Genomic DNA, 25,346 nt, shown 5'->3' on the forward strand with positions numbered 1-25,346 from the left:
GAGTAAGTCATGGTTATTTATTGTGGTAATCGTTTAGTTGATTTATTTTATAACATTTTTGTGGTCAGGTGACTATATAGTATATTCGATTAAAATCTGTTAAGTGAAGCTGCCTGACTCAAGTAAATTAACCTCCGATATAGTCGGGGCGGTTCAGTTTTGACTTTATCAGGCAACTTGGCATATACCGCAATATCTTCAATAATACCTTTTAGCTGCTGAGCAATGAAATAAGAGGTTAGGACGGTTGTATAGTAATTAAGCCACTGAATGAAGATTCTGGCACGTACTTCTTATCTTTAAAGGGATTGAAGCGATGTTGTTATTGCAAAATGTTCTACCCATTCTCCATTAGCTAACCTGTCAGACTCTATGCAAAATGGAACAACCCAAAGTCGCAAATCGTTGTCTAGCTTAAAGTAAGGTAGGGGCAGGGCAAAACCCTTATGCCTAGGATAAATCAGCATCAACTCACCATTACCAGATAGATACTTATGCCCGTAGGCAAACATTTGATAAATATCACTTTGGCTCAGATCAAAGTTTTTTTCGCTATTAGAGCTATTAATTAACTTCCATTTTGTGTCCATTACGTAGCGGTGCTCACCACGATGATCAATCAGTAAATCGGGTTTTAAATAGAAGCGGTTTTTATCTGTATCAGACAGCTTGTCTCTAGCTTCAATCATATACTTACTAGAGGCTTGAGTTTTAAGCTGCCATGGAGACGTAACCAGTTTTTTAAGACAAGCGGCAACGTGTTCTTCGAATAAACGTTCCATTGGAAACAGTAGAGAGATACCTCTGTGTGAGCCTTTTTGGAAGTGAGGGTTCATTTTTTCCAAAATGAGCTCACACCAAGGTTTTATAGTTTGATAGTTATGCAGGGTTTTGCTGTTCGACCATTTAGCCATTAGCCTCATAGGATTAGCAAGGCTTTTAACTGGGCTTAAAATATGTGATAGCTCATTTGCTAGACGCCAGTTTTCAGGACTACGACAGTTATCTTGGATGTAATCTAGTGCAGATTTTATAAGGCGATTTTCTAAACGATTAGGATGATAGATATCATGTCTTATATGAAAAAGGTGGGCACGCTCAGCAGGTTGACGCTGCTGAGCAGTCACGTTTAACTGACCACGTATAAACCTACTTTCTTCTTCCACTCTTAGATAGTCAAACCTTAAGCCTGAAGCAACCAATCCGTTTAGTTGAGTTAAGAATTGATTATAAATCCATTCATGTATAGGCAAGTTCATGCGGGTGAGCTGAGCTGCATGAGCTTCCTTGTAGGGAAGGTTCAGCGCTGAGCACAGCATCTTACACAATACAGCTCTGCAATTCTGTGGGTCATACTCTGAATTACCTATCTTAGGTAAGACTTCTATACCTTCACCAGCAGGACTCTGTAGATACCCTACATAAGAATGCAGCCTCAGGCAGTCAGGTTTTTCAAAGCTAATAAATCTACCAGAATTTGGCTGCTCGCTTAAGCTCACCAGCCACTTAAAAGTATCGGGCTTTATGACCGCTAAATCTGGAGTAGGACTAACCGATGTGTCAGTAGTGAGCCTAGCGTACTCTCTGACCTGAATATGTTTTAGCATTACTCAGCCTGTAGATCAGCAGAGACAATTCCTGCATAGGCTTTGGCACGATTAAAAGCCTCATTATTGATACGATAACGTCTGTCCATAATTTGGTCGGTCACACTATCATGAAACAGCGATTTAACATCGGGTGTTAAGTTATCAACTTGAATGAATCTATCATTGCTATCTTTTGCAGGGTCGTTAAGTACCCAGCCAATACGTTCCCAATCTGAAAAGAAGTACTCTTGTAGTAGAGGGATAATACGGTTCTCAAATATATTGGCGAGCTCCTCTTCTCTTTCCTCATCTGATTGTAGTTCCATAAGTGACCAGAAGTAAGCATGACCTATAGTGTGCTCTCGATCTAATAATACTTCGATACGTTGATTTATCACTTCAAGTATTTCAGAAACTGGAACATTATGAACTTTAACTTCCTTCAAGTGCGAAGGTTCTGGTAGCAACTCAATGAATTCAAACCTACGGCGGAGTGCGAAGTCAATTTGCGCCAACGATTTATCCGCAGTGTTCATCGTACCAAGTACGTATAGGTTTGAGGGTACTGAGAACTTCTCCTTAGAGTAGGGCAACGTAATTTCGCGTGCATCGCTCCCATCTTTACGTTTATCAGGTTCTAATAATGTAATCAGCTCACCAAATATACGCGAAATATTACCTCTGTTTATCTCGTCGATTATGATTAAATGAGGTTTATTAACTGAGCTTTCAGTTGAATGTACAGTAAGTAGCTCTTTAAGTTTGTCTCGGTTAATCGTACTGTCTTTAAGGTTGTACAAAGTCATTTGCGACAGGGATTTTTCAAACAGCTTTTCTTTAGGAAGGCTTGTTTCATACACTCGTAGCCATTTAACCTTTCTTGACTGTTGATAGCCAATACGATCAGGCAAGTCTAGAAATTCATAGTTTCCAGTGACCTCTGCTATTGCGCGAAATTTATGGTTGCCATCAGAGATGATCACTAGGTCGCCAGCTTTAATCACGTTCTTAAAGCTATTAACGGCAGTTGCTAGATAATTGTAAGGGTCATCCGAAAGAGAGATGTTACGGGTAGACTCAAACTTTGAAACGACCTGCTTTCTATTCTCGCAACCCGTAAAGTTGATATCTTCGCCCCAGCCTAGAAGGATATAGTTATTCTCAATACACTCATTGAAAATATCTTCACCCTCATCTTCTAGTGTATTACCAAGGGACAACTTCCAAATTTTCTTACCATCAATATTAACTGACTGCGTTGATCCAGTTCTTTCTTTCGCATTGGTATCGGCTAAACTGCATATACTCTTAAAAATACCTGGTATAACGTCATAGCTGATCATTGATTGGTTGTCAGGTCCTTTATTGACGGTAGGTCTAATGCCCTCAATAAAGTCTTCATAGGCAAAGCTTTGATGAAAGGTTGTGAATGCAATGCGCCCTTTACTAGTTAGCTCATCATACTTTTGCTTCAGCAGGATACGCTTTTCATCATCTGGGAGGTCAAAAGAATGCCATGACGCATACCAAGCAGGATCAACACACTCTACAGCAAGCTTTGTAGTTCTATAGGTTTTACCTGTGCCAGGAGGGCCGTATAAAATACGGTTCAACGGCTGTGATATAGGTTCATCCTTTATTGTGTACTCGCTAGCTTTAGACGACACTATTTTAGGACTATCATTACCTTTTTGATTTGATAACCATGCTTCATATGAAATTTGATAGAAGGGCTTACTACTATTCTTAGCTACTCTTTCTAACGTTTTTATATAATCTTCCCAACTCTCTTTTGGATTATCAATATTATTTTCTGCTAGCCAATCTCGAGTTTGTTTATCTATTGGGAGGTAGCGCGATGGATTAAAGTAAAATATATTCTGGGTGAGTTTAGTAAAACCTGTATGTTTAATTTTTAGCGCAGAGTTAAATGTCTCGGATGTTATTTCAGATTTTAGAACTTGTTCAAAAAGCTCCCACAATAAAGGTATAGTATCTGGATCACGTTCAAATCCATATGGGAACAACCAGGCACTCTGCGCCTGTGCTGTAGGAACGCCATCAAGATCTTTAATCGCTTGTACATTTAGCTCTATTTTTGCAATCAACCTATTAAAAATATTAATTCTATTCTGCAGGTTTTGATATTTCATTAGTAATGATACAAAAGTAAAAGGGTCCATTACTTTTACCTTTTCTGGCTCACCCTTTTTAATTCGATCGTTAAGGCCATTCTCAACTCCAATATCATCTAATATATCAACCAGGTCTTCTTGCCGATCTTTATATTCTAGCAACCATTTTGCAAGAGCCGCAAAGGCGGGTATCCATGTGAACTGTTTCTGCTGGTTTTGATTTGACACTATTCCTATACTCTTATAATTGGCACTCACAAAGTCTAAGTCTTCTATCGCCTCTACCAGCTCATCTCGCATTGTCCACTCAAATAAATTGCTAGAGTCATATCTGCCTGTCATGACAATTCTCCAATAGATTTGACTACCGTCATTACTGACGATTTGGAATCTATTTAACTCTTTTTGGGCCTGCTTGCCGAACTGAGTGATAGCGCCATTGAAAGTATTGTGATGTAGATTGTACTTGTCACCAAGAGCTTTGCAGGTAGACTTATGACCAGGTTCTAAATAAAAAGCTATTAAGGCATCTATATAGCTACGCTTCATTATGTCTTTACTAGAAAGGATTTGTTTCCATTCATCTTTGGTAACAAAGGCTGGGGATTCGTAGTCGCCTTCTGTGACTGTTATTGTTTCCATTGATAATTCCGTTAGCATTTAATAGTTTATAGTGAAAGTTGGTGTTGTTTATTAAGGATGTAGCACACAAGATTGAGCTCTTTAAACATTGAAGCTTTCTCTTGATAACTATTACTCATTCAAATAAAACTCAGCCATGCTATCGAGCTGCGTCTTAACTTCTCTCCAATGAGGCATGACCTGAGTGAGCAGTCGCCAGAATCGGTCACTGTGATTGTATTCAGCAATATGACACAGCTCATGCAAGATCACGTAGTCGATACATTCTTTGGGGGATTTAACCAAATGCGGATTGAGGACTAAGTTGCCTTGAGTGGAGCAGCTGCCCCATTGTTTTTTCATCGATAGTATTTTAAAGGTAGGGGAGCTATTTACCCAAATAGCTTGAGGCAATACGGCAGCAAGGCGCTCTGCGAATATCGTTTTGGCCTTGATGTGATACCAGCTATCTAACAGTGACTTAACTTTAGTGGCTCGATCGCTTCCGTCACTGGCATTACTGTCATCATGAGTTAAGGTAACCGTGAGCTTGCCACGAATGAGCTTCACACCAGCGACTTGCTCAGGGTCGACAATCACTTTGAGTACGTATCTGCGACCCAAATAGAACTGGGTTTCGCCACTGACATAGCGTCTGGGTAGCACGTCACTTTTTTGCTTGACAAAGTCTTGTAAGTGCTGCCATATCCAGCGAGCACGTTTTTTTACCGAGTTATGTATAAAATCATCTGTCACTTGCATCGGTACAGTGACCACCACCCGCTGATCAGGATGCACCTTAATACGTAGCTTACGAGATTTGTCTTTCCGTATCACCTCATAGCTTATTTTGTCTTGTCCATAGTGCAAATGGTGCAGCAGACCATCAGCTTTGGTAAGCCTGCTATCTTCGATAGGCTGCTTGTCATTGTTTGCTGTAGTGTGCTCTAAGCGACTTGCCATGATTAGTTGCCTCTAGAGATACCATGGCGAGTGATATCTATTACTTTATCAGATAGCTTTTTAGCATTATCGGTACCGATGGCTTTGAACAATAGCTTTAGCAGTCCAACCCTGATATCTTTTTCCATTTGTGACGGATTCAGTGAGTTCTCAGCCACCGCTTTATTAACGACTTCATCGATATCATAGGCACAGCTGACAAGTGATTCATTGTCTAAGTCGTTTTCTTCTAGGAAGCTTGCAGCAAATAAGTGTTTGAATAACCCAAAGTAGGCTTGTGCATGCTTATTATGTTTGCCTGACTCATCGATAAACTCATTAGGAACCTCAGGCACTTTGCGAGCTTTGACGTCTTGCTCGAAGTCAGCAAACATCATGTACTGCTTGACTGGTGCATCGAACATGGCCTTAGCATCTTCAATGGCTTTTTTGAGAAGCTTGGAGAAATGCTCTTGCGCATAGGGATCATCAGCCAAATCTTGCTCAATCATCTTAGTGACACGGCTGGTGATCTTATCGGTTTGGTTACGTGCTTCATCATCACTCAGCGCTTCAGGCTTAATGTCTTTGCCCATATTGCCGACTAGGTAAGCACCTTTAGGTTCTCTGACTTCTATGCCTGCGATATGTTTGTTGAGTAGGGTGCGAATATCGTCTTCAAACTCATCAAAGTTAATAGTCTCATTGGCATCTTCACGCACTTGCTTACGCAGCTCAACGAAGGCCTTTAAGTCCTTTTTATAACGATCTCGCTTACCGTCAAAGAAGCTGTCTTCAAAGTATGAAGCAGACTGTAGTGCGACTTTCATGACGTTAGCAAACTCAGTTAAAGCGGCATAAAAGTCATCACGCTTTTTAAGGCGCGTATCGATGAATACACCCTCTCTTTCTTCTATTTTAGGCGATAGAGATTGGCGAAGTGATGGACCATGTTGCTTGTTTGCGACATCAGAGAAAATGCCCCAAACCTTTTTGTGAAGCATCGGCAGTTTTTTGTACTCAGAGTCCATGGCATGGTACATACCAGCCAAGTCTTCAATGTCAAAGCCACCTTGGGTGCGCTCAGCAAGATCTTGGTATTTTTCAATAGTGATATCTAGCTCTTTTAAGATACCTCGATAATCAATCAAGTAACCAAACTGCTTTTTACTATGCAAACGGTTAACGCGAGCAATGGCTTGAATCAGGTTATGACTCTTTAAAGGCTTGTCGATATACAGAACGGTGTTTTTGGGCTCATCAAAGCCCGTCAACAGCTTATCCACCACGATCATAATGTCGGGGCCATCGTCTTGACTAAAGGCATCGATAATGTCCTTAGTATATTGGGTATCGTCCATACCGTATTTGGGAGCGACGTTATCCTGCCACCAGTTTTGTACGATGTCTTTACTCTCGGCATCGACGACTTCATGCCCTTCACGAGTATCAGGAGGTGACATAGCCACTACTGAGCTGACCTTACCAATGGTATCTAAGGCTTGCTTATAGCGAATGGCAGACACTTTTGAGTCACAAGCCAGCTGACCTTTTAGGCCTTGTTGTTTGAAGTTCTGAAAATGATCGGAGATATCATGAGCGATCAGCTCAATACGGCCTTCAACTTGATAGACCTGTCCTTTTTTAGAGAACTTACGTTTGAGATCCGCTTTTTGATCGCTCGTCAGCTTTTGGGTAATGCGGTCAAACCATTTATCGATAGCGACATCATTGGTATTGAGCTCAGGGATGCGTTCTTCGTAGAGTAGGGGCGTGACGGTTTTATCGGCTACGGCTTGCTGCATGGTGTAGGAGTGAATGATGGTACCAAATTTGTTTTCGGTCTTATCATCTTTTAATAGTGGTGTACCAGTGAAAGCGATAAAAGCCGCATTCGGCAGTGCTTGCTGCATACGGATGTTGTTTTCACCGTTTTGGCTACGATGCCCTTCATCGACTAAGACGATGATGTTGCTACTTGGGTTATAAAAGTCATCGTATTGCGCCGCCGCGCCAAATTTATTAATGATAGAAAATATAATACGCTCGTTGGTCTTGCCAATCTTTTTCGCTAAGTCTCGCCCTGATAGCGCTTTGGCTAGGCGACGATCTATATCGCTTAGGGCACCTGCTGATATAAAGGTACGTGCGATTTGGTTCTCTAAATCCACACGGTCAGTGACCACAAACACACGGCATTTAGCCAACTCCTCAAGCCAAATAAGTGCCTTGGATAAGAACACCATAGTGTACGATTTGCCACTACCTGTGGTATGCCAAATTACGCCACCCTCACGGCTTCCTTGCTCGTCAAAATTACTGATTCGCTTAACTAGGGCTTTAATACCAAAGACTTGCTGATAACGCGCTACGATTTTACCTGCTTTACTATCAAACAGCGTGTAGTAACGGGTCATGTCCAGCAGTCGATCTGGGCGCAGTAAGCTTATGATTAGCCTGTCTTGATCGGTCACGGCTAACTCGCCAGCAGCAAGCAGCGACTGATATTCATGCTTATCATAAGCGCTACGCTGAGCAAATAGATGGTCGATTTGAGCGTCATCTAAGCGCTGGTTTTTTAGCCGATAAAACTCAGGCTCGCTGATTTCTTCTTCAATCCACTTCGACCAAAACTTTTCAGGGGTGCCACAGGTAGCGTATAAACCCTCATGACCATTCACAGCAAGCAGCAGCTGACTATAAGCAAACAGATGCGGAATGTACTTTTGACCTTGATTGCGGATGTGCTGCGAGATGGCTTGCGCATTGGTCGATTGATGCGGATTGTTTGAGTCGGGGCGCTTGGCTTCTATGACCACCAGTGGTAGCCCATTCACAAAGCAGACAATATCAGGTATGACATTACCCGTCGCATCAGCGTTTTGTACGACCATCTCTTCGGTCACGTGATAGTCATTGTTTCCAATATGCTGCCAATCGATGAGTTGAATAGTTGGTGAGGCCTTTTTACCATCGATAAATTCGGTGACGTTGACGCCATAGAGTAGGGCATCATACAGCATCTCGTTAGCTCGCGTTAGCCCTAGGTTCATCGCAGGGTTTAGCTCGCTAATGATCTTATCGATGGCGCTATCTGACAGGTGGTGCTGTTGACCTTCAAAGGGGAAGGTTTGACGGGTTAGGTACTCACGTAATACAGGCAATAGCATGACTTGGTTGCTGCTATTGGTTGCCGAGTACGCTGGGGCTCTTGCGCCTTTAGGACTACGCAGCTTTAAACACTGCTCAGGTGAAAGATAGCGATAGCCCAAATTCATTAGTAGGGTAAGGGCAGGAATCTTTGAGCTGAATTCTTCTCTGAAGTTGATGCGGGGATTGGTCATATCTGCCCGTCTCGATTACATTGTTCATAATCTAATTTGATTACATCCGATAAGGGTGTGAATCTTGGATTCAAAACAACTTCTCTTTCCCCAGCTCTTATCCAAAAAATATCAGAATTACTTACAGTAGTTGTGATAACAACTCGATCTTTTTTATTAAATCCATAACGGTTAAAAGCAAATTCTTTTGCTGTATCGAAGTCAGTAGTCCAAGACTGCCTATTCCTATAGCTATTATCTTCAAATGATTTTAAAGAACATCCTCTATATACAGTTATCTCAGCTGGTTGTTCAGAATAATCATCTACAGGTGAAGATATTATTACTATAGGAAACCAACCACTTTTGCCACGCTTTTCATGTTCATAGATATCTTTATATGCGTCTAGCTTTTTCGAGATATTCAACTGTTCAAAGCAGCTAAACATTGCGTTTATAAATTCATTTTGTTTATGAGTTCCATCTTCATAAAAAGTCACATCTTTGCTAAATGAAGAAGATGTTTTTGAAGCGATTAGCATATTAATAAGCAATCCATTTGCTGTTGCCTTAAATCTGTCATTAAAACTATCGTACTTCTTAAAGAAATGATCCATCTCAATCTGCATCTCATTTTTTAAGCAATTTAGTACTGACGATGGAAACGTAACTATAATCATTTGACACTACCCCTAAATAAAGAAAAACCGCCAAGGTTGCGCGTTGCCTAAAGGCACTAAGCGTGACGGTTACGTTAAACAAAGAACAAGTAGCAGAACCTATTATTGTAAGTCCCTAAAAAACTCGTAAATCAAAATTATTCAATTAAAAGTAACCATTTGATTCATAACTGCGAAAATCTTTCAACAGTGGTATAGGTGTATAGAATTTTTTAGTTTGTGTGGCTGCGGTTATTCCAAATATCTATAGCTGCTTGTTCAAGTTTGTCGTATGACCCATCTACTAAAGGTGTTCTGATACTTGATTTTTCATGACTCCAGTCGAGAGTTTTTCCAGTTTCACGATCTTTTCTTTTTAGTTTATCTCCTACCCCAAGGCTCATTGAAAATAGATCTAAGAAACGTCTAGGACCAACCCCAATAAAAGGCTCGAAGTTAACTTTGTTATAATCGTGCTCATTATCTATTGATTTAAGAGTAATTGAATCATTGTAAAATTCAAGAGCCTTACTTTTAGGGTAAGGTTCAACATAAACAACGCGCTCAACGCCACTGGCTATAATATGCTTGGCACAGTTGTGACAGGGGAAAGTCGTACAGTATAGACTAGCACTTTTAGTGGAGATACCTTCTCTACTACAAGATAAAATTGCTTCCATTTCTGCATGAACCACTCTACCAAACTCTGTTAAGTCACCTATCGTACTTTCTATAAGGATCTTTTTTAATTCTTTTTCATAGTCATTAATTGATTGGAGCTGTTCAAATTTAACTTCAATTTTGTTGATTATATCTTGAACCATATCTAACTGTGTTTTTTTATTCGAGTCAATCCCGCGAGTATAATCCTTTCCTTCAGGCGCATCATCCACTTTACCAGTTTTAGAAACTATTTCTGACCAATAAAGTCCACCACCAGCTTTTGGTACATCGTTAGCACCAGTCGCTATAATCTGTTTGTTTTTCGCTACGACCGCACCAACTTGACGAGATAAGTCGCCTGACCTTACAGAACTATTAAAGGCCATAAACATGGCGTATTCATCAAAGGTTGGCGTTAAGTAGGGACTTGAGAAAATAAGGTCTAGAAAACGTTGTAACGTATTATTAATTAGATCTTGATTACTACCCAAATAAACATAAAAATCTGACAAATGATAGGTGTCGCGAGTTCTTTGACCATGTCTAAATCCTTCGCTTTCATCTATGTCAATCAGGCGTTGAGCACTACCTTCTACGACACAACCTCTCCTATCTTTGAGGTACTCAAGTCTTCGTTCTTCATCAGCATAGATACCTAAAAGATAAAAACCATCACTATAAACTTTGCGTAGAAACTCTACTTCTTCAGGATGTTTTAATGAATCTATAATAAAGGCCATCTTCTTATTTTTGTCACGCGCTTTCTCTATCAGAGTTACTGCACCAGCAGCTAAAATTGCATTATTACTGTTCTTTCTTAGCTCATCACCTGCTTTGATATAGCTATTGATACGCTCTTCTTCATTTTCAAAATCTATGTGGTTTTCTAAATTAATTAATGAAGAAAGCTTAATCTTTTCTGCCGTATAACCAAATTTTAAAAGTCGATGGACTAATGGTTCAGTAACAAGGCTTGAGTCAGTACCAACGGCACTTACAACACCAATAACTAAATCACTATCATCTATACTTATTTTCCCAGTTAAATAATCAGTCAAAGAACTATTGATATTTTTTGAGGTTGAAGTAGGAGAGTCTAGAGAAGCAGTAAAACTTTGCGAGGATATAGGCTGCTCAACTGTCTGTGTGATTGTATTTGATTGAGTTTCATCATTTATTACTATTACATCATAAGCTTTAAAAAACCCATTTGTTTCTTGAAGTTTAAACGATACTGGTGTGTCTTCATCTAGTTCTTCATAAACCAAGTTACTAGACTTACTTAAGCTACTCGGATATAAAGCATAGTCTCTAGCGTGGTTTTCATCTATCTTTCTAATATAGCCCCAAGATTCATCTTTATTGATGACTTTGATCGTGCTAGTTACTCTATCGCTCATAGCTAAATCCTTTTGATCAAAAAAACTTTCCATAAAGTATTATCTATATTAATAAAATAAGCAAACCTTTGTTTATATTAAACCACCACCCGAACCTTACCCGTCAACAACACCTGCATCAGCGCCTTCTTCTCTTGCTGCAAATCAGCCAATTGCTGCTCAAGCAACTCAATTTCTTTATCGGCGGTGGTTAACACAGTGGCGATTTTTTGTTGTTCTTTAAGATTTGGAATTTTTATTACTAGTTCAGATATAACGCCCCAATCTGCTCTAGGCATTTTTGATCCTGATGATTTATTTGCCTCAGATACAAACTTATCGGTTTGTACAAAATGGAATAAATACTCATCAAGTAATTTAGAGGTAGTCTTAAACACCCATATCTCAGTCGAACAAACTCCTTCAAAATCTGGTCTAGCATACTTTCTTAGATATGGACGTAGCTTGCCAAACAACACACTTCCAACTTCAAAGTGGTTTTTTATACTTGCTAATTCGCTAGCATTTGCACTTCCAATTATTCGTCCTGAAGCTTGATCTAAATGCTCTAGCTCAATACAAGGCAGACACTGATTAGCCTTTAATGGGTTATATTTTTTAGATGACAATTTAGCAACTTCTCCAAATATAACTTGTTTCCACTCACTCTCAAACCTTTTCCTCGACTCATCAAGCAACCGCTTTTTACCCGTTAGTAACTGCTGCATCAAGGCTTTTTTCTGCTGGGTACTATTCTCAATTAAACGCTCGGTCGTGCTAATCGCTTTATCCCAAGTCGATAGGATGTTGGCGATTTTTTGCTGTTCGGGTAGGGGTGGTACTGGTACTTTTAAAGCTCTTAAAACAGTTAAATTAAGTGCTGATTGAGAACTTCCTGAAGATGAGATGCCAAATCTGTTTTTAGCAATATCTGATTGCAGATAGTGGTAAAGAAATTCATAGTTTTTAGCACGTATACGCCCTAAGTTTCTATGAATATTAGCGTTGTCCAGTTGCTTTGGAACAATAGCAATACGACCAATTGTTCCTACCAATGATATTAAAATATCGTTGGTCTTGATTTTAGAGCGTCTGTATTGTTCATCTAATTCTTTCGAAATACGATGAACACTTTCGAGGTCGCTTAGATTTAACAATAAGTCTTTAATTTGAAGTAATGGAACACCATCAGCAACATAATCACCAGGTTTCAAAACTCCATATGTAATAGGGGCATCTTTCTCACATAAAGATTCTAAAGTTGAGTAATCCCATCCATTAGGCACCATAACCCAACTCCTTTAAAAACTCTGCCATCTCAGTCTCTAAACTCTCCAATTCAGCTTTTAACTCAAGACGCTCAGCACGCACCGCGACCAGATCAATCTCCGCTTCTTCCTCAAAGGTATCGACATAGCGTGGAATGTTGAGGTTAAAGTCATTCTCTTTTATCTCATCAAAGCTCGCTAGATAAGCATATTTATCGACGCTTTCTCGCGCCTTATAGGTTTCAATGACTTTAGCAATATTGGCATCAGTAAGCTGGTTTTGGTTTTTACCGGATTTAAACTCATTGCTGGCATCGATAAACAGTACTTTGTCGTCAGACTTATTCTTTTTAAATAGTAATATCGCCGCTGGAATCCCCGTACCAAAGAAAAGCTTTTCAGGTAAGCCAATCACCGTATCAAGCAGGTTTTCTTCGATGAGTTGCTGACGGATTTTACCCTCAGATGAGCCACGGAATAGCACACCATGTGGTACTACCACACCCATGCGACCCGTGTCATTCTTCAATGTCTCAATCATGTGGGTGATAAACGCATAATCCCCTTTGGTCTTAGGCGGTACACCACGATGATAGCGACCATGCGGATCATCCGTTGCATCTTCATGACCCCATTTACTAAGCGAGAAGGGCGGGTTGGCTGTGACCACATCGAAGCGTAATAGATTGCCTTTGTCATCGAGTAACAACGGATGGCGCAGGGTATCGCCCCATTCAATGCGGTGGTTGTCTTCCCCGTGCAAAAACATATTCATCTTTGCCAGTGCCCATGTCGAGCCAATCGCTTCTTGTCCAAACAGCTCATAATTTCTGCTACCAGAGTTTTTACGTGCCATTGCCCCGCATTTGATGAGCAAAGAACCTGAACCACAGGCTGGGTCACATATCGCATCACCAGCGACAGGATTTAGGATAGTCGCGAGCAGGGTAGACACCTCAGGCGGGGTGTAGAACTCGCCCGCACTAGCGCCCGCATCGGCCGCGAAGTGCTTGATCAGATACTCATAGGCATTACCAATCACATCAAGGCTACCGACACGCGACGGGCTGAGGTTCATCACCTCTTTGCCGTAGTCTTCAAGCAAATGCCGCAGTAGCTCGTTTTTCTTCTTCTCATTACCCAAGCGGTCGGTGTTAAAGCTGATGTCTTGAAACACGTTTTTCAGCTTATTACCGTTGGCTTCCTCTATCGCATGTAGCGCCTCATCGATACGCTGACCATTGCCCGGCTGATGACGCTGCTCGTATAGATCCCAAAAGCTGGCACCATCGGGCAACACAAAGCGCTGGTTGCTCATCAGCTCTTTGACCAAATCGGCATCGCCATACTCATCCAGCAGGCTGTTGTATTCATCACGGTACACGTCCGACAGATACTTCAAAAACAGCATGGTCAAAATAAAGTCTTTATAAGTATCGGCGCTGATCACACCACGAAAGGTATCGCAGGCATCCCAAACGGCTTTGTTAATCTCAGATTGACTGATAGGGGTGGTATTGGTTGCAGCCATGTAAGTGTCTTTCCTTAATTGAGTTTTTGATTATTCTTTATTAAATTATTGGTTTAATGCTTCATAGCAGCTGTCTATGTTCATGGTAACTTTAGCAAGTGGTCGGTAATCTTGATCAGAGTAGGAATAAACCAATGTGTAATTGTTCGCCAACATAAAGTCGTTAGGTATGTAGTAATCAATACAAGCTATTTGAAGTGCTTCCATTGAGGATAATTCTTGTATAACTGCTTTTCTCTCAGTGGCATCAAACGGTACTGTGTAAATGGCCTCAAAATTACCAAAGTGCGGGGTCATCATAGCGCTTTCAATTTGTATATAGCTATTTATGTTCATTGGCAAAGATTGAGCGTACTGATTGGTTGATAAGCGAAAAAACTCCGCCGCTAACTTAGTATCTGTATAAACATAGTCTGCGTCTACAATACCAGCATATTTTAATAAATCATCTAGCTCTGATTCAGCATGGCCCACATTAGAAACAGTTGCAAACAGCATAGCTAATAGAATTTTTTTCATTTTACCTAATGAACTCCAAACCATTATAAATAGTCCACTAGCTGGCGCAAATGGCTACAAAAAAGAGGCAGTTTGAGACGATATTTTATTAATGTTGAGCAAAGCATTACCAAACTGATCATTGGTTCAATGGTAAGCTTCCATAAAGGATTGGTCTAACATAAGAGGATAATCCCAATTATTATTGTAATAGATACTATCAGAAACATTCTTTAAATTAACCTATGTATCTAAATCAGTCATTTAGCCTTTTTAGTAGATAGTATATTGCTCAATAAGTTTTTAAATCTTAGTCTGAGACTTTACCACTAAGCATTGCAAGCACCTTATCCTCTCCTAGCTGATCAATCAATGCCTGAAGCTGAACGGAAGGATCAGTTTTTGTTTGCCCATCCGCCCTAAACTCTGCCGTATCTCTACCTTCACGCAAAGCATCTAAATAGTCCGCCCATTTCTGCATCATCTCCGCACGATCATCAATATACTCAAATCGACCATATGCGGCTCCATTAGGATCTTTAGTCGTATGACCCAATGCCATCTCTACAAGCACAAGTGGATACTTGAGCTGCTCTTGCAGTATGGTCTTTGCTGTTGCTCTAAAGCCATGAGCGCAATGTATGTCTTTATAGCCCAAATCCTTTAAACGCTTATTAGCAGTAGCGTCAGATATGATCTGATGCTTTTTTGCCGTCTGGCTAAAAAATACGTATTCAGTATGACCGTTGATTTTATGCTGCTCACCTAATATGTTAACAGCTTGACGAGATAGGGGAACCACCATGTCCTTGACCATATTTACCTTGCCTTGACCTTTCAATGGCTTTAACTGCCACCTGCCAGCCTTTAGATCTAAATCAGTCCAGCGCATGCGCCTTAGATCACCGTTACGAACAAAGAGAAGCGCTAATAGCCTAAGGGAATTAATGGTGTTTGGATCACCTTCTATTCTTTCAATATCCCGCAGTAGCTTAGCAAGCTCTTTGGGCTTGGTAATAGCAGGACGATGACCGTAGCTCGATTTAGCCAATTGGCTTTTGATTAATGCCGCAGGATTACTACTACAAAACCCGCGAGCACCAGCATAGACAAATACATCGCTGGCAATGCCAGCGCAGCGTTCAGCCTTATCCGTAGGCTTGCCATCTTTATTCAAAGTCTTAGCTTGGATGTCCAAAAAAACTTCAAGCATTCTAGGAGAGCTAATCTCGCTGATTGGCTCATTGCCAATATAGGAGCAAATCAGCTCCAACCGACCTTTCTTACGAATAAGGGTGTTATTCTTCTGAGTCTTATCTAGACTGTCAAAATACTCCCAAGCAAAGTGATCAAAAGAGTTTTTAGTTTTACTAATAACACTTTTCTTTATTTCTTCACGATGAACTTTAGGGTCAATACCTTTGCTTAATAGGTCTTCATATTCACGCCAAACTTCACAGGCACGAGCATACGAGATACTTGGATATATACCGATGGAAATAATACTTTGCTTAGGATTTGAAGGCGGGTAGTAGCGATACATCCATGACTTAGTCTCAGTAGGACGTACCATTAAGAATAGTTTGGGGTGGTTTTTGACAGCAACGAAGTACTTCTTATCTTCAGGCTTATGGCTGCTGATACTTCGGTCTGAACTGATCGCTTTTCTTTCCATAGCCTAGATCTCCATGAGTAGACTCAAAACTCGGTATACTTGACAGTATACTCAAAGTGCATGGATTAGGATAGATTCATAGGACAGTATAAGACGCCAGATACAACAAAGCCCCTGATATCAGGGGCTTTAGCTGTTCTATAAGATAGTATAGGACTATGTAATGGTACCCGGAGCCGGACTTGAACCGGCACGATCTTTCGATCGAGGGATTTTAAATCCCTTGTGTCTACCAATTTCACCACCCGGGCAAAACTTGTTTTATCTAAAATGTAAGCTAGCTGATAGACCATCTAGTTACTAGATAAGTGGTCGCTATTATAAGCTGTTGTGCTAATAATGCAAGCCTAAATTAACGTAAAGTTAATAAATAATTGGAGGCTGGAGTCGGAATCGAACCGGCGTTAACGGAGTTGCAGTCCGCTGCATGACCACTCTGCCATCCAGCCAATCAAGGTGGACTATATTAGCAAAAATAATTTAAATTACAAGTCATTTTTTAGCTAAAAACAGGTTATTTACTAGCGCAAGCCAATTTAATCATTATTTACAGATATTTGAGCGGTTATTACCTTATCAATAAGTGCTCATTTGATAATAAGACATGAATGCTGCAAAACTTTTTATGAGCTTTGCAGCTAAATTTGTCTAATAATCTGTCTATAAGATGTCTTTGTTATTGCGTTTGGCTTTTTTGACGTCACGATAAGTTGCAGTACAAATCAAAACCAGTACACCAAGCGTAATCGCAGGCCAAATTAAAATATATAAGCCATAAATAAAGACGTTGTCCATGATATCTCCTTATAGTATTTATAAATATGGTATTTAAAAGCAATCAACGGTCAGCTATCTATCTACCGACCATCGTTGCCCAACCATCATTACCTAAGATGATCTATACTTTCGCATTTGATGCTTTTGTTACTTTAGCTTTTTTATCATAATTACCAACACGCTCTTTGATCAGATCAAAATCAAAACGTTCATTACCCATCAAGCTGACGACTACACAGACGATGGTACTAGCACCATAAGCCGTTAGTGAGGCGAGTAAGACCATATATTGACGTAAGAAGCCAGTAGCGAAGATGAGCATCAATACCAGCGTAATGGCTGCCGCTAACATACCGATTTTACGGCCTAAGAAGCCAAATACCATTAGTCCAATCACGACTGCGGCGCCAACACTTGCCAATACTTCAAAAAATAAAGCTGTGTAACCAGTGATCGGCAAAAGCTCAAAGCGAGCAATGCAGAAAAACAGCAAACCGATAATGACAGCGGAGGTAAAAGCAGTATTGGTCACGCGACTCCAAAACACACTAGCGATTACAGGGAAGACAATAGCACCCCATAAGGCACCTACGAAAACCAGCATCACTAAAATATCTAGCTTGAAGCTAGCAAAGATTAGACCGAGAGCGGTAGCAATGATCATCGTACTACGACCAACTAGCATCATGGTCTTAGGTTTGACTTTACCTCTAGCGATGTTTTTACCGTATACATCTGCCATCATAATGGTCGATAATGCCGACAAATCCGAATCAGCAGTTGATGATAACGAGCCAATGACCAAGATAAAGAATAGGGCGATAAATACAGGGTGCAAATAAGTACTGACCATTTGCGGGATCAAGTTGTTCATATTGCCATCAAGAGGTTCGATACCAATGGTCAAGGCCATCAAACCAATCATACCAAGACCGATGACGATGCCTGCATAGCCAACTGTGGCAGTAACGAATGTGGCTTTAATCTTGGTTTTATCAATCGCAAATAAGCGCTGCGTAATGGTTTGATTACCGATAGCATAAGCCAATACGGCAACAAAATAAGGCGCACCTTGTTGGAAAAAGGCTTCAGACGAAAAGAAGTTCTGCTGCTCAAGCGTCAACTTGGATAGACCGCTTACCATAACTTCGGGTCCACCCATTGCAAACAATACTGCTGGTATAATAACGATACCAATGGCCATAAGCGCAACTAATTGGGCAAAGTCAGTAAAGACAGAGGCACGAAACCCTGAAGTTAGAGTATAGCTCAGTACCCCGACACCCGCGATCATCACACCTGTTTGGAACGATAACGGTGATAATACGGACACCAACGCCCCAGCCGCAGTGAAATTGACCATCAAGCTAATTAAGCTGCCCATAAGGTTAGATATGGCTAAAATTAATTGGCTTGATGAGCCATGGCGGGCGTGAATAAGCTCACCTAACGTATGACCATCGGGCGCAAGCTCACGAAAGCGCATACCAAAAGGGTAGATGAATAAAATCATCAGCGCGCCCCAAAAGCCATAATGTATCGGCCCTGATACGCCATATTTATAGCCAGAAGTGGCTGCGGCATAAAATGATGCTGCCCAAATCCAGGTGGCAGTCATACTGGCTGCACCCATACCAAAGCCGACACCATGACCTGCGACCATAAAGCCTGACGTCGTCTCTTTGTCCTTTTTAATTAACAATGATAATAAATAGGTGCCACCATAAAACGCTAACAACAATAAAATAATAGTCAACGATGAAAATTGGAACAATGACTCAGTTTTCAAATTCATACCTCGCGATTGTTTTAGATAAAAAAAGTTGGTACTACGCTTTATAGTCCCAACTAATTATGAATTGAGTAATCAGACTGATACTGCTATTGCCACACAAATCTGTTGTTTCGTTAACAGTCAGTCAGCAAAACATGCGATGAAGAAGCTATATACCAAGAACCAAACGTCAAACAATATGGGGCACAGTAAACAGTAGCCCCCATAATGACTGGCGTCTAATAATGGAGTTACCATCACGCTCATACAGTCGCATGTCATAGTAGATGTTACGGATAAGTACTTGTTAATAAAGTACTAACGAACACGAAATAATAACTAATACTTCGTATCAGACATAGACAGCTAAAGTTGGCACTCATTTTTTATGCAAAATATTTTCTTAGTAACATTTAAACTTTGAACATATTAATGATGTGAGAGCCATTTAACCGCTATAAGCAAGTTGGCTAAATATAAAACTAGCCAATAGCATGTGAAAAACGTGTGAATAGCGACTGACGCTGTATAAGTCTAAAACAGACGCTCTATACTATTCACAAATAAAACTTACAAATAAAACTTACAAATAAAACGACATCCATGTTAAATATAAGTAACATTTACGTGCCATAAGAGTAACACTAATAAGCGTCAAATCTCAAGTTTATAGGCAATCTTATGATTCAATGACTAGTGACTGCTAAGTTTTGGTCGTAAGTGATAATTTTATCTACGTTAATATTTCTTATAAGAGTTATCAGAGAATTTACAACATCTGAGAAGCAATACTGATTGATGACTGGGATTTTGGTCGCAAAATAGGTACAATACCTTGCTTAGTACAGTGTCTGCTTTTTAAGAGGTTTATCAGCATAATTGCTACCTCAATTGTCCTGATGATGTGCAAAATGCGGGATATATACGCTCATAGTAAGCCACTGCTCACCTATGTTTACTGAGCAAAATAATGGCCGACACTGTTTCCCTCTTATTTATTGCTTTATTTATTGGAGTTACCATGTCAAATGCCTCGTCAACTAAGACGACGATGACGTCAGATAATCAATCTGCCACATTATTAGACGGCAAAGCACTTGCTAAGCAAATAGAGCAAGAGTTGCGTACACGCGTTGATACTCTCAAAGAGAAGACTGGTCGTACGCCAAGTTTGGCAACGATATTGGTTGGTGATGATCCTGCCTCTGCCACTTATGTGCGTATGAAAGGTAATGCCTGTAAGCGCGTCGGTATGGATTCAATTCGGGTTGAGATGCCAAGTACGACGACCACAGAGCAGCTCAAAGCCAAGATAGATGAACTTAATAACAATCCAGATGTCCATGGTATATTGCTACAGCATCCCGTTCCTGATCATGTTGATGAGCGTGCATGCTTTGAGCAGATTGATTTGGCAAAAGACGTCGATGGGGTCACTTGTCTTGGGTTTGGTCGTATGGCGATGCAGCAATCTGCTTATGGTTCATGTACGCCGCAAGGCATCATGCATTTATTGGATTATTATAATATCGAGCTTGCAGGTTTGGAGGCAGTGGTTGTGGGGCGTAGTGCCATCTTGGGTAAACCAATGGCGATGATGCTATTAAATGCTAACTGTACAGTAACCATGTGCCATTCAAAAACACAGGATTTGGCTGCGCATATTAAGCGTGCTGATATTGTCGTTGGAGCCGTAGGTGTACCTGAGCTGATCAAAGCAGAATGGATCAAAAAAGGGGCGGTGGTCGTCGATGCAGGTTTCCATCCAACCGATAATGGCGGCGTTGGTGATATCGAGATGACGGGCGTGGCTGATATTGCTAGTGCCTATACGCCAGTACCAGGCGGTGTCGGGCCAATGACGATCAATACCTTGATTCGCCAAACCGTTGAAGCTGCAGAAAAGGCTGCAGGTTTGTAGACTGGTACAACTATTAAATAAATGATAGATTCGAATATTCATTGCTCATAGATAAGGCGTCTGATGCTATAGATTATCAGACCAAATCAACCAAACAAAAAGTTGATAGGTTCCCACATGTCTAAAAAAAATGTAGATCTTCATGAGCGTTTACAGCATATTGGCAGAGAGTTCGTCGATATTTGCCACTATATTATTTTATTTTTGATCAGTTTGGTGGTGATCTGGACAGCAGGTAAAGAGTTTATTGTTATTATTCAAAAAGGTTCAGCGGCGCTAAAAGATATTTTGATGTTATTTATTTATCTAGAGCTGCTTGCTATGATTGGCATTTATTTTAAGACCCATCGCTTACCTGTACAGTTTTTAATCTTTATTGCCATAACAGCACTGTCACGACATCTAGTAGTAGATGTTCAAGCGGTATCTGACTACTTTCACTTGTGGCTACTCGCAACGATTTCTGTAGTGATAATCTTACTAAGTGCCTCGATAGTTGTACTCACATGGACAGCCCGAACCTATGGTCGACCAGAGGATAATTTAGATAGTGCTCACGTTAATTCTACTACAAAAGCGTTACTACCTGACAACGCTCAGGCACCTAAGAGCAACACGAAGCATCGCCGTGAATAGAGAAGTAATTGCCACAGTTAGACCATAAGAACAGTTAGACCATAAGAAAGGACGGAGTTCTGTGCAATACAGAACTCCGTCCTTGATATGAAATTAGCTCGTCTAAGATTTGTATGGCTTTACAGCCATTTTACCTTTTTAAACTTATAGTATAAGTAGCTACAAGTCGTCGCAATCAAAAATAGAATAACAAAATAAGAGTATTCCCAATGCAGCTCAGGCATAAAGTCGAAGTTCATGCCATAGAGCCCAGCGACGGCAGTCGGTACTGCCAGTATACCGGCCCAAGCAGCAAGCTTTCGCACCACCTCGTTTTGACCCATATTGACCATAGCCATATAGGTATCCATAGCTAAGCTTAGCATCTCATTGAGGCCATTAACTGCATCTAGTGAGCGCAGCAGATGGTCATTAATATCTCGAAAGTAAGGCTTAGCAGCGTTAGGGAAGGCGGGTACTAAATCGCTTTTTTGATGATTAATGAAGAAGCTACAGATGTCTTGTACGGGCAAGATAATCGCGCGCATATGTACCAGTTGCGACTTGAGCTCATATAGGTTTTTTAACGTGCTTTTATTAAACTCATAACTAAAGACATAGCGCTCTTGCTCACGTAAATAGCTACCTAGGCGATCAGTGACTGGCATATAGTTATCGACAATAAAATCGAGAATAGCATGTAGTACAAATATGGGTCCCATGCGTAGCTTTTCAGGGCGACGGTTGCAGTGCTCACGTACGGGTGCATAGGAGTTGGAGGGTCCATTACGAATCGTAATCAGATAGTTTTTACCCATAAATATGGCAGTAGTACCATAGCGAATAATATTGTCTTCTAATTTGGCTGTACGTAGCACCACAAATACCATGTCATTATCATAGTTTTCTACTTTGGCGCGCTGATGATCGGCAAATGCATCTTCGATCGCAAGCTCATGTAAGTCAAAGGCATTTTGGACTTTAATCATGGTCTCTAAACTGGGATCATACAGTCCAAGCCAGATAAATTGACCATTGTTGCTAAGGGCGCGACTGACGTCATTGAGCGCCACTTGGCTCAGTTGCTCGCCTGTCTTGTGCGAATAAGCATAGCAGTTGACCACTTCGTCATCGCTAGACAAATCGATGTCTTCATAACGCTCAGAGTCAGGATCATACACCGTCATCGTCTCGATGGTATCTTCGGCCGTGGCATCCACATCTCCGTAGATATAGCTGTCATAACTATTTAGATAGGGATGACTGTCGCTGATATCAGAATAGATGCGACTAATATTAGAGTCAGGTGTAATGCGGGTATTTGTCTTGATTGATAGATCGTCATTGCGGTCCATACACCCTCCCTTGTTGTTTTTATAAAATCTAAATGGCTACTTTCTGTTCAAAATGGTCCAAATGAATTCAGCCTAGAAAAGCCCAACGATAAACCATGTCGATGTTATATCGCATAGCGTTTTAAAGTTTCAATATCGACCAGCGTCAATAAACTCTCATGGCAACCTTCTAGTTTCAATTTTGGTGCAATATCGAAATCTAATGCTTCAACCCAGCGTAGCGCACAGATACACCAATAGTCACCAGGTTTTAGACCTGGAAAATTATATTCTGGTAAAGGCGTAATCAAATCATTACCGCGACTCGATGAAAAGTTAAGAAATTCACTGGTCATCTTGGCACAAACGGTATGCTGGCCGACATCATGATTGCCAGTATGACAAAAACCATTACGATAGTAGCCAGTAATAGGATCAAAGCAGCAGCTGGCAAGAGCAGTACCTAATACATTGGTCTGATTAATAGCAGGGTTAGGGTGGTAGTCAGATGACATAAGGTCTCCGAAATTAAGTGATTGTATAGAATGGGAGTTGATAAATTTTTACCGTAGTTTGTATATTGTTAGTCGTGGTTTTTGTAGGTAAACGAACTGGAATAAATTTGCTGTAATATCTGCAGTTTTAGCAAGCAAAAAATTATACCAGCTGTGCGTGGCTACTAATGTATCGACTTTATCTCGAGATAATTATAGCCTGTCTACTAATAGCCTAAAACATAGGCTAGTGTAACATGGGTCTATTAAAAAGATGTGAACCAAATCATTCATCATGATTTAATAGAGGATGAAAGCGATCATAAACGATCGTTTTGGCTAAGAATAAATCGCCATAATGCAATAAAGTATTTATGACTAGATAGAACGTATTGATATGAATTGTGACTAGGCGAACCCTAGTTGCTATGCTAAACTAAAACATAAAGTGCGCTGATCATTTACTATAATTAGCGCATAAAGATACTCGTCTTATCATCCTAACTTATACTTATTACTCACCCTTTTGCGGTTACCTAGTTTGTTTATAAATAATTGGGTCAATGGTGTTGCGTGCTAAAAATGTGTCAAAAACATACAGTAGCCATCGTTGATGTAATCATAAACAAAACCTTACTATGCCGCGTTTTTTGGTAAGCAATACGCCAAACAAGGATTTATTGTGTCTGTCAGTTCTTATTCAGCTGTACCCGTCCAATCACGTTCTGAAATCAATCCCACCTCTCAGCATGCTGATGATAGTAGCGTACCCAATCATCTGCCACATTTAAGCAATTTTCATCTCAGTAATTTTACCGCAGAAGTTGCCAATAGCTGGCTGCTACCTGATGGTGTGGTTGATGTATTGTTTGAAGATGCGCAAAAGCAAGAAGTGCTGCGACATCAGCTAACTCAGCAGCTGATCACTCACGGCTATCAGCTGGTTAACCCGCCGATGATTGAGTTTACAGAGTCATTATTAAGTGATGCATCAGAAGATCTTAAACGTCAAACCTTTAAAATCATCGATCAGCTTACAGGTCGTTTGATGGGTGTGCGTGCGGATATTACGCCGCAGATTTTGCGTATCGATGCCCATCATGGCGGGACAGGTGTTGCGCGTTATTGCTATGCAGGTGATGTCATTCACACCTTACCCTCAGGACTGTTTGGATCGCGTACGCCATTGCAGTTAGGTGCTGAGATATTTGGTTGTGCATCGCTTAGTGCAGATTTTGAATTGATAGATGTCTTATTTACGATGGTCAATGACCTAAATATGAGTGCAGCTTTGCATATTGATTTGGGTCATGTGGCGATATTTAAACGGTTGGCTTTATTGGTTGAGTTATCAGACAGTGATACCAAGCAATTGATGCATTTATATGCCAATAAAAACCTACCAGAATTAAAGCGCGTCTGCCAAACATTACCTATGGGTAGTGATTTTTATGCTCTAGCACGCTTTGGTCATGATATGACGCAGCTATTGTCTAAGCTATCAGATACCGCTCAACAAGATACCGAAATTGTTACGGCAGTCGATGAGTTACAGCGCTTAAAAACGCATCTGCAGGAGCAATGGAATTGTGATGTCAGTATTGATGTCACGGAGCTGTCAGGCTATCACTATCACACCGGTATTGTGTTTAATGGTTATATCAATAGTGAGACCCAGCCGTTGGTACGTGGCGGACGTTTCGATGGGATGCAAAGTGGTGGTCACTTAACAGATAACCAGCTACGTGAAGCCACGGGCTTTAGTATGGACGTCAGCCGCTTATTGGCACATGTCGGATTGGCTGCTCCGATGGTAGTGGTGGTTGATTATGATGCAATCAACAATATGGATAGCGAACAAAAACAGACGCTACGCCAGCAAGTAGATAGCTTACGCCAGCAAGGTTACCGAGTCACTGTACCACTAGATATGCATGACTGTCCTCAAGACGTCACGCATCGATTAAGCATCGTTGACAACCAGTGGCAATTAACCGCTGTTAAATAAAGCTGTTTTGTCAAAAAATCGTATCAAAAGATGGGTTTATCAAAAGACAGTATTGTCAAAAAGCACTATTTTTCGTTTAGTTTTAAATTGTTATCGTATGGCTGTTTGATAATGAACAGGCCATGCACCTTAATACATCA

17 protein-coding genes and 2 tRNA genes are annotated in these 25,346 nt (G+C 40.7%); 3 read left to right on the forward strand and 16 right to left on the reverse strand.

Annotated elements, in window-relative coordinates:
- Nucleotides 1–299: 299 nt before the first annotated feature.
- From BTV98_RS04240 to BTV98_RS04300, 14 genes are all read right to left on the reverse strand, one after another.
- A complete protein-coding gene (locus BTV98_RS04240) occupies nt 300–1,607 on the reverse strand; it encodes an McrC family protein (RefSeq protein ID WP_075103007.1) in 1,308 nt (435 codons plus the stop codon).
- Nucleotides 1,607–4,366, reverse strand: coding sequence for an AAA family ATPase (locus BTV98_RS04245; protein ID WP_178379353.1), 2,760 nt, complete (start codon nt 4,364–4,366; stop codon nt 1,607–1,609). The genes BTV98_RS04240 and BTV98_RS04245 overlap by 1 nt, the downstream gene beginning before the upstream one ends.
- Nucleotides 4,367–4,477: 111 nt before the next feature.
- Nucleotides 4,478–5,308, reverse strand: a complete 831-nt coding sequence (locus BTV98_RS04250) for a M48 family metallopeptidase (RefSeq protein WP_083606100.1) — start codon at nt 5,306–5,308, stop codon at nt 4,478–4,480.
- 2 nt (nt 5,309–5,310) lie between these two features.
- Nucleotides 5,311–8,631, reverse strand: coding sequence for a type I restriction endonuclease subunit R (locus BTV98_RS04255; RefSeq protein ID WP_075103008.1), 3,321 nt, complete (start codon nt 8,629–8,631; stop codon nt 5,311–5,313).
- The gene (locus BTV98_RS04260) at nt 8,628–9,227 is read right to left on the reverse strand and encodes a hypothetical protein (RefSeq protein ID WP_143505642.1); all 600 of its coding nucleotides are present in this window, start codon (nt 9,225–9,227) and stop codon (nt 8,628–8,630) included. The genes BTV98_RS04255 and BTV98_RS04260 overlap by 4 nt, the downstream gene beginning before the upstream one ends.
- A 275-nt stretch (nt 9,228–9,502) precedes the next feature.
- Nucleotides 9,503–11,365, reverse strand: coding sequence for an anti-phage dCTP deaminase (locus tag BTV98_RS04265; protein WP_256713834.1), 1,863 nt, complete (start codon nt 11,363–11,365; stop codon nt 9,503–9,505).
- Between the two features lie 44 nt (nt 11,366–11,409).
- Nucleotides 11,410–12,600, reverse strand: a complete 1,191-nt coding sequence (locus BTV98_RS04270) for a restriction endonuclease subunit S (RefSeq protein WP_075103010.1) — start codon at nt 12,598–12,600, stop codon at nt 11,410–11,412.
- Nucleotides 12,590–14,110 (reverse strand): type I restriction-modification system subunit M, encoded by a 1,521-nt coding sequence (locus BTV98_RS04275; protein ID WP_075103011.1) that lies wholly within the window; start codon nt 14,108–14,110, stop codon nt 12,590–12,592. Before BTV98_RS04275 ends, BTV98_RS04270 begins: the two co-directional genes overlap by 11 nt.
- Before the next feature lie 45 nt (nt 14,111–14,155).
- A complete protein-coding gene (locus BTV98_RS04280) occupies nt 14,156–14,653 on the reverse strand; it encodes a hypothetical protein (protein WP_256713835.1) in 498 nt (165 codons plus the stop codon).
- A 265-nt stretch (nt 14,654–14,918) separates the two neighbouring features.
- Nucleotides 14,919–16,283 carry an integrase arm-type DNA-binding domain-containing protein gene (locus tag BTV98_RS04285; protein WP_075103013.1) on the reverse strand — a complete coding sequence of 455 codons (1,365 nt, stop codon included), beginning with the start codon at nt 16,281–16,283 and terminating at the stop codon, nt 14,919–14,921.
- A gap of 164 nt (nt 16,284–16,447) precedes the next feature.
- A tRNA-Leu gene (locus tag BTV98_RS04290) sits at nt 16,448–16,534 on the reverse strand.
- A gap of 124 nt (nt 16,535–16,658) precedes the next feature.
- Nucleotides 16,659–16,732 (reverse strand) — tRNA-Cys (locus BTV98_RS04295).
- Between the two features lie 211 nt (nt 16,733–16,943).
- Nucleotides 16,944–17,078, reverse strand: a complete 135-nt coding sequence (locus tag BTV98_RS13705; protein WP_218612946.1) for a putative transporter small subunit — start codon at nt 17,076–17,078, stop codon at nt 16,944–16,946.
- 103 nt (nt 17,079–17,181) lie between these two features.
- Nucleotides 17,182–18,855: a sodium:solute symporter family protein gene (locus BTV98_RS04300; protein WP_075103014.1), complete on the reverse strand. Its 1,674-nt coding sequence runs from the start codon at nt 18,853–18,855 to the stop codon at nt 17,182–17,184.
- A gap of 1,030 nt (nt 18,856–19,885) precedes the next feature.
- On the opposite strand from BTV98_RS04300, the gene folD reads away from it, so the two are divergent.
- Together folD and BTV98_RS04310 are read left to right on the forward strand one after the other, a co-directional pair.
- Nucleotides 19,886–20,755, forward strand: a complete 870-nt coding sequence (folD, locus tag BTV98_RS04305) for a bifunctional methylenetetrahydrofolate dehydrogenase/methenyltetrahydrofolate cyclohydrolase FolD (protein WP_143505666.1) — start codon at nt 19,886–19,888, stop codon at nt 20,753–20,755.
- Nucleotides 20,756–20,872: 117 nt separating this feature from the next.
- Nucleotides 20,873–21,391 carry a phosphate-starvation-inducible protein PsiE gene (locus BTV98_RS04310; RefSeq protein WP_075103016.1) on the forward strand — a complete coding sequence of 173 codons (519 nt, stop codon included), beginning with the start codon at nt 20,873–20,875 and terminating at the stop codon, nt 21,389–21,391.
- A gap of 119 nt (nt 21,392–21,510) precedes the next feature.
- Here the strand turns inward: BTV98_RS04310 and corA are convergent, their stop codons facing one another.
- Both corA and BTV98_RS04320 read right to left on the reverse strand, forming a co-directional pair.
- Nucleotides 21,511–22,725 (reverse strand): magnesium/cobalt transporter CorA, encoded by a 1,215-nt coding sequence (corA, locus tag BTV98_RS04315; RefSeq protein WP_083606104.1) that lies wholly within the window; start codon nt 22,723–22,725, stop codon nt 21,511–21,513.
- Between the two features lie 104 nt (nt 22,726–22,829).
- Nucleotides 22,830–23,219 carry a DUF2237 family protein gene (locus tag BTV98_RS04320; protein WP_058368385.1) on the reverse strand — a complete coding sequence of 130 codons (390 nt, stop codon included), beginning with the start codon at nt 23,217–23,219 and terminating at the stop codon, nt 22,830–22,832.
- Between the two features lie 661 nt (nt 23,220–23,880).
- On the opposite strand from BTV98_RS04320, the gene BTV98_RS04325 reads away from it, so the two are divergent.
- On the forward strand, nt 23,881–25,206 hold the full coding sequence (locus BTV98_RS04325; protein WP_075103017.1) for an ATP phosphoribosyltransferase regulatory subunit: 1,326 nt from the start codon (nt 23,881–23,883) through the stop codon (nt 25,204–25,206).
- Nucleotides 25,207–25,346 lie beyond the last annotated feature (140 nt).

Origin of the sequence: Psychrobacter sp. Cmf 22.2, assembly GCF_001921745.1 — a bacterium.
In the GTDB taxonomy this organism is placed as follows: domain Bacteria; phylum Pseudomonadota; class Gammaproteobacteria; order Pseudomonadales; family Moraxellaceae; genus Psychrobacter.

Bases quoted from the DNA above. Each gene is read 5' to 3' on its own strand.
- BTV98_RS04240 (WP_075103007.1), bottom strand. From the start codon at position 1,607: ATGCTAAAACATATTCAGGTCAGAGAGTACGCTAGGCTCACTACTGAC.
- corA (WP_083606104.1), bottom strand. From the start codon at position 22,725: ATGGACCGCAATGACGATCTATCAATCAAGACAAATACCCGCATTACA.
- BTV98_RS04310 (WP_075103016.1), top strand. From the start codon at position 20,873: ATGTCTAAAAAAAATGTAGATCTTCATGAGCGTTTACAGCATATTGGC.
- BTV98_RS04270 (WP_075103010.1), bottom strand. From the start codon at position 12,600: ATGGTGCCTAATGGATGGGATTACTCAACTTTAGAATCTTTATGTGAG.
- BTV98_RS04280 (WP_256713835.1), bottom strand. From the start codon at position 14,653: ATGGTTTGGAGTTCATTAGGTAAAATGAAAAAAATTCTATTAGCTATG.
- folD (WP_143505666.1), top strand. From the start codon at position 19,886: ATGACGTCAGATAATCAATCTGCCACATTATTAGACGGCAAAGCACTT.
- BTV98_RS04255 (WP_075103008.1), bottom strand. From the start codon at position 8,631: ATGACCAATCCCCGCATCAACTTCAGAGAAGAATTCAGCTCAAAGATT.
- BTV98_RS04245 (WP_178379353.1), bottom strand. From the start codon at position 4,366: ATGGAAACAATAACAGTCACAGAAGGCGACTACGAATCCCCAGCCTTT.
- BTV98_RS04260 (WP_143505642.1), bottom strand. From the start codon at position 9,227: ATGGATCATTTCTTTAAGAAGTACGATAGTTTTAATGACAGATTTAAG.
- BTV98_RS04320 (WP_058368385.1), bottom strand. From the start codon at position 23,219: ATGTCATCTGACTACCACCCTAACCCTGCTATTAATCAGACCAATGTA.
- BTV98_RS04275 (WP_075103011.1), bottom strand. From the start codon at position 14,110: ATGGCTGCAACCAATACCACCCCTATCAGTCAATCTGAGATTAACAAA.
- BTV98_RS04285 (WP_075103013.1), bottom strand. From the start codon at position 16,283: ATGGAAAGAAAAGCGATCAGTTCAGACCGAAGTATCAGCAGCCATAAG.
- BTV98_RS04300 (WP_075103014.1), bottom strand. From the start codon at position 18,855: ATGAATTTGAAAACTGAGTCATTGTTCCAATTTTCATCGTTGACTATT.
- BTV98_RS13705 (WP_218612946.1), bottom strand. From the start codon at position 17,078: ATGGACAACGTCTTTATTTATGGCTTATATATTTTAATTTGGCCTGCG.
- BTV98_RS04265 (WP_256713834.1), bottom strand. From the start codon at position 11,365: ATGGAAAGTTTTTTTGATCAAAAGGATTTAGCTATGAGCGATAGAGTA.
- BTV98_RS04250 (WP_083606100.1), bottom strand. From the start codon at position 5,308: ATGGCAAGTCGCTTAGAGCACACTACAGCAAACAATGACAAGCAGCCT.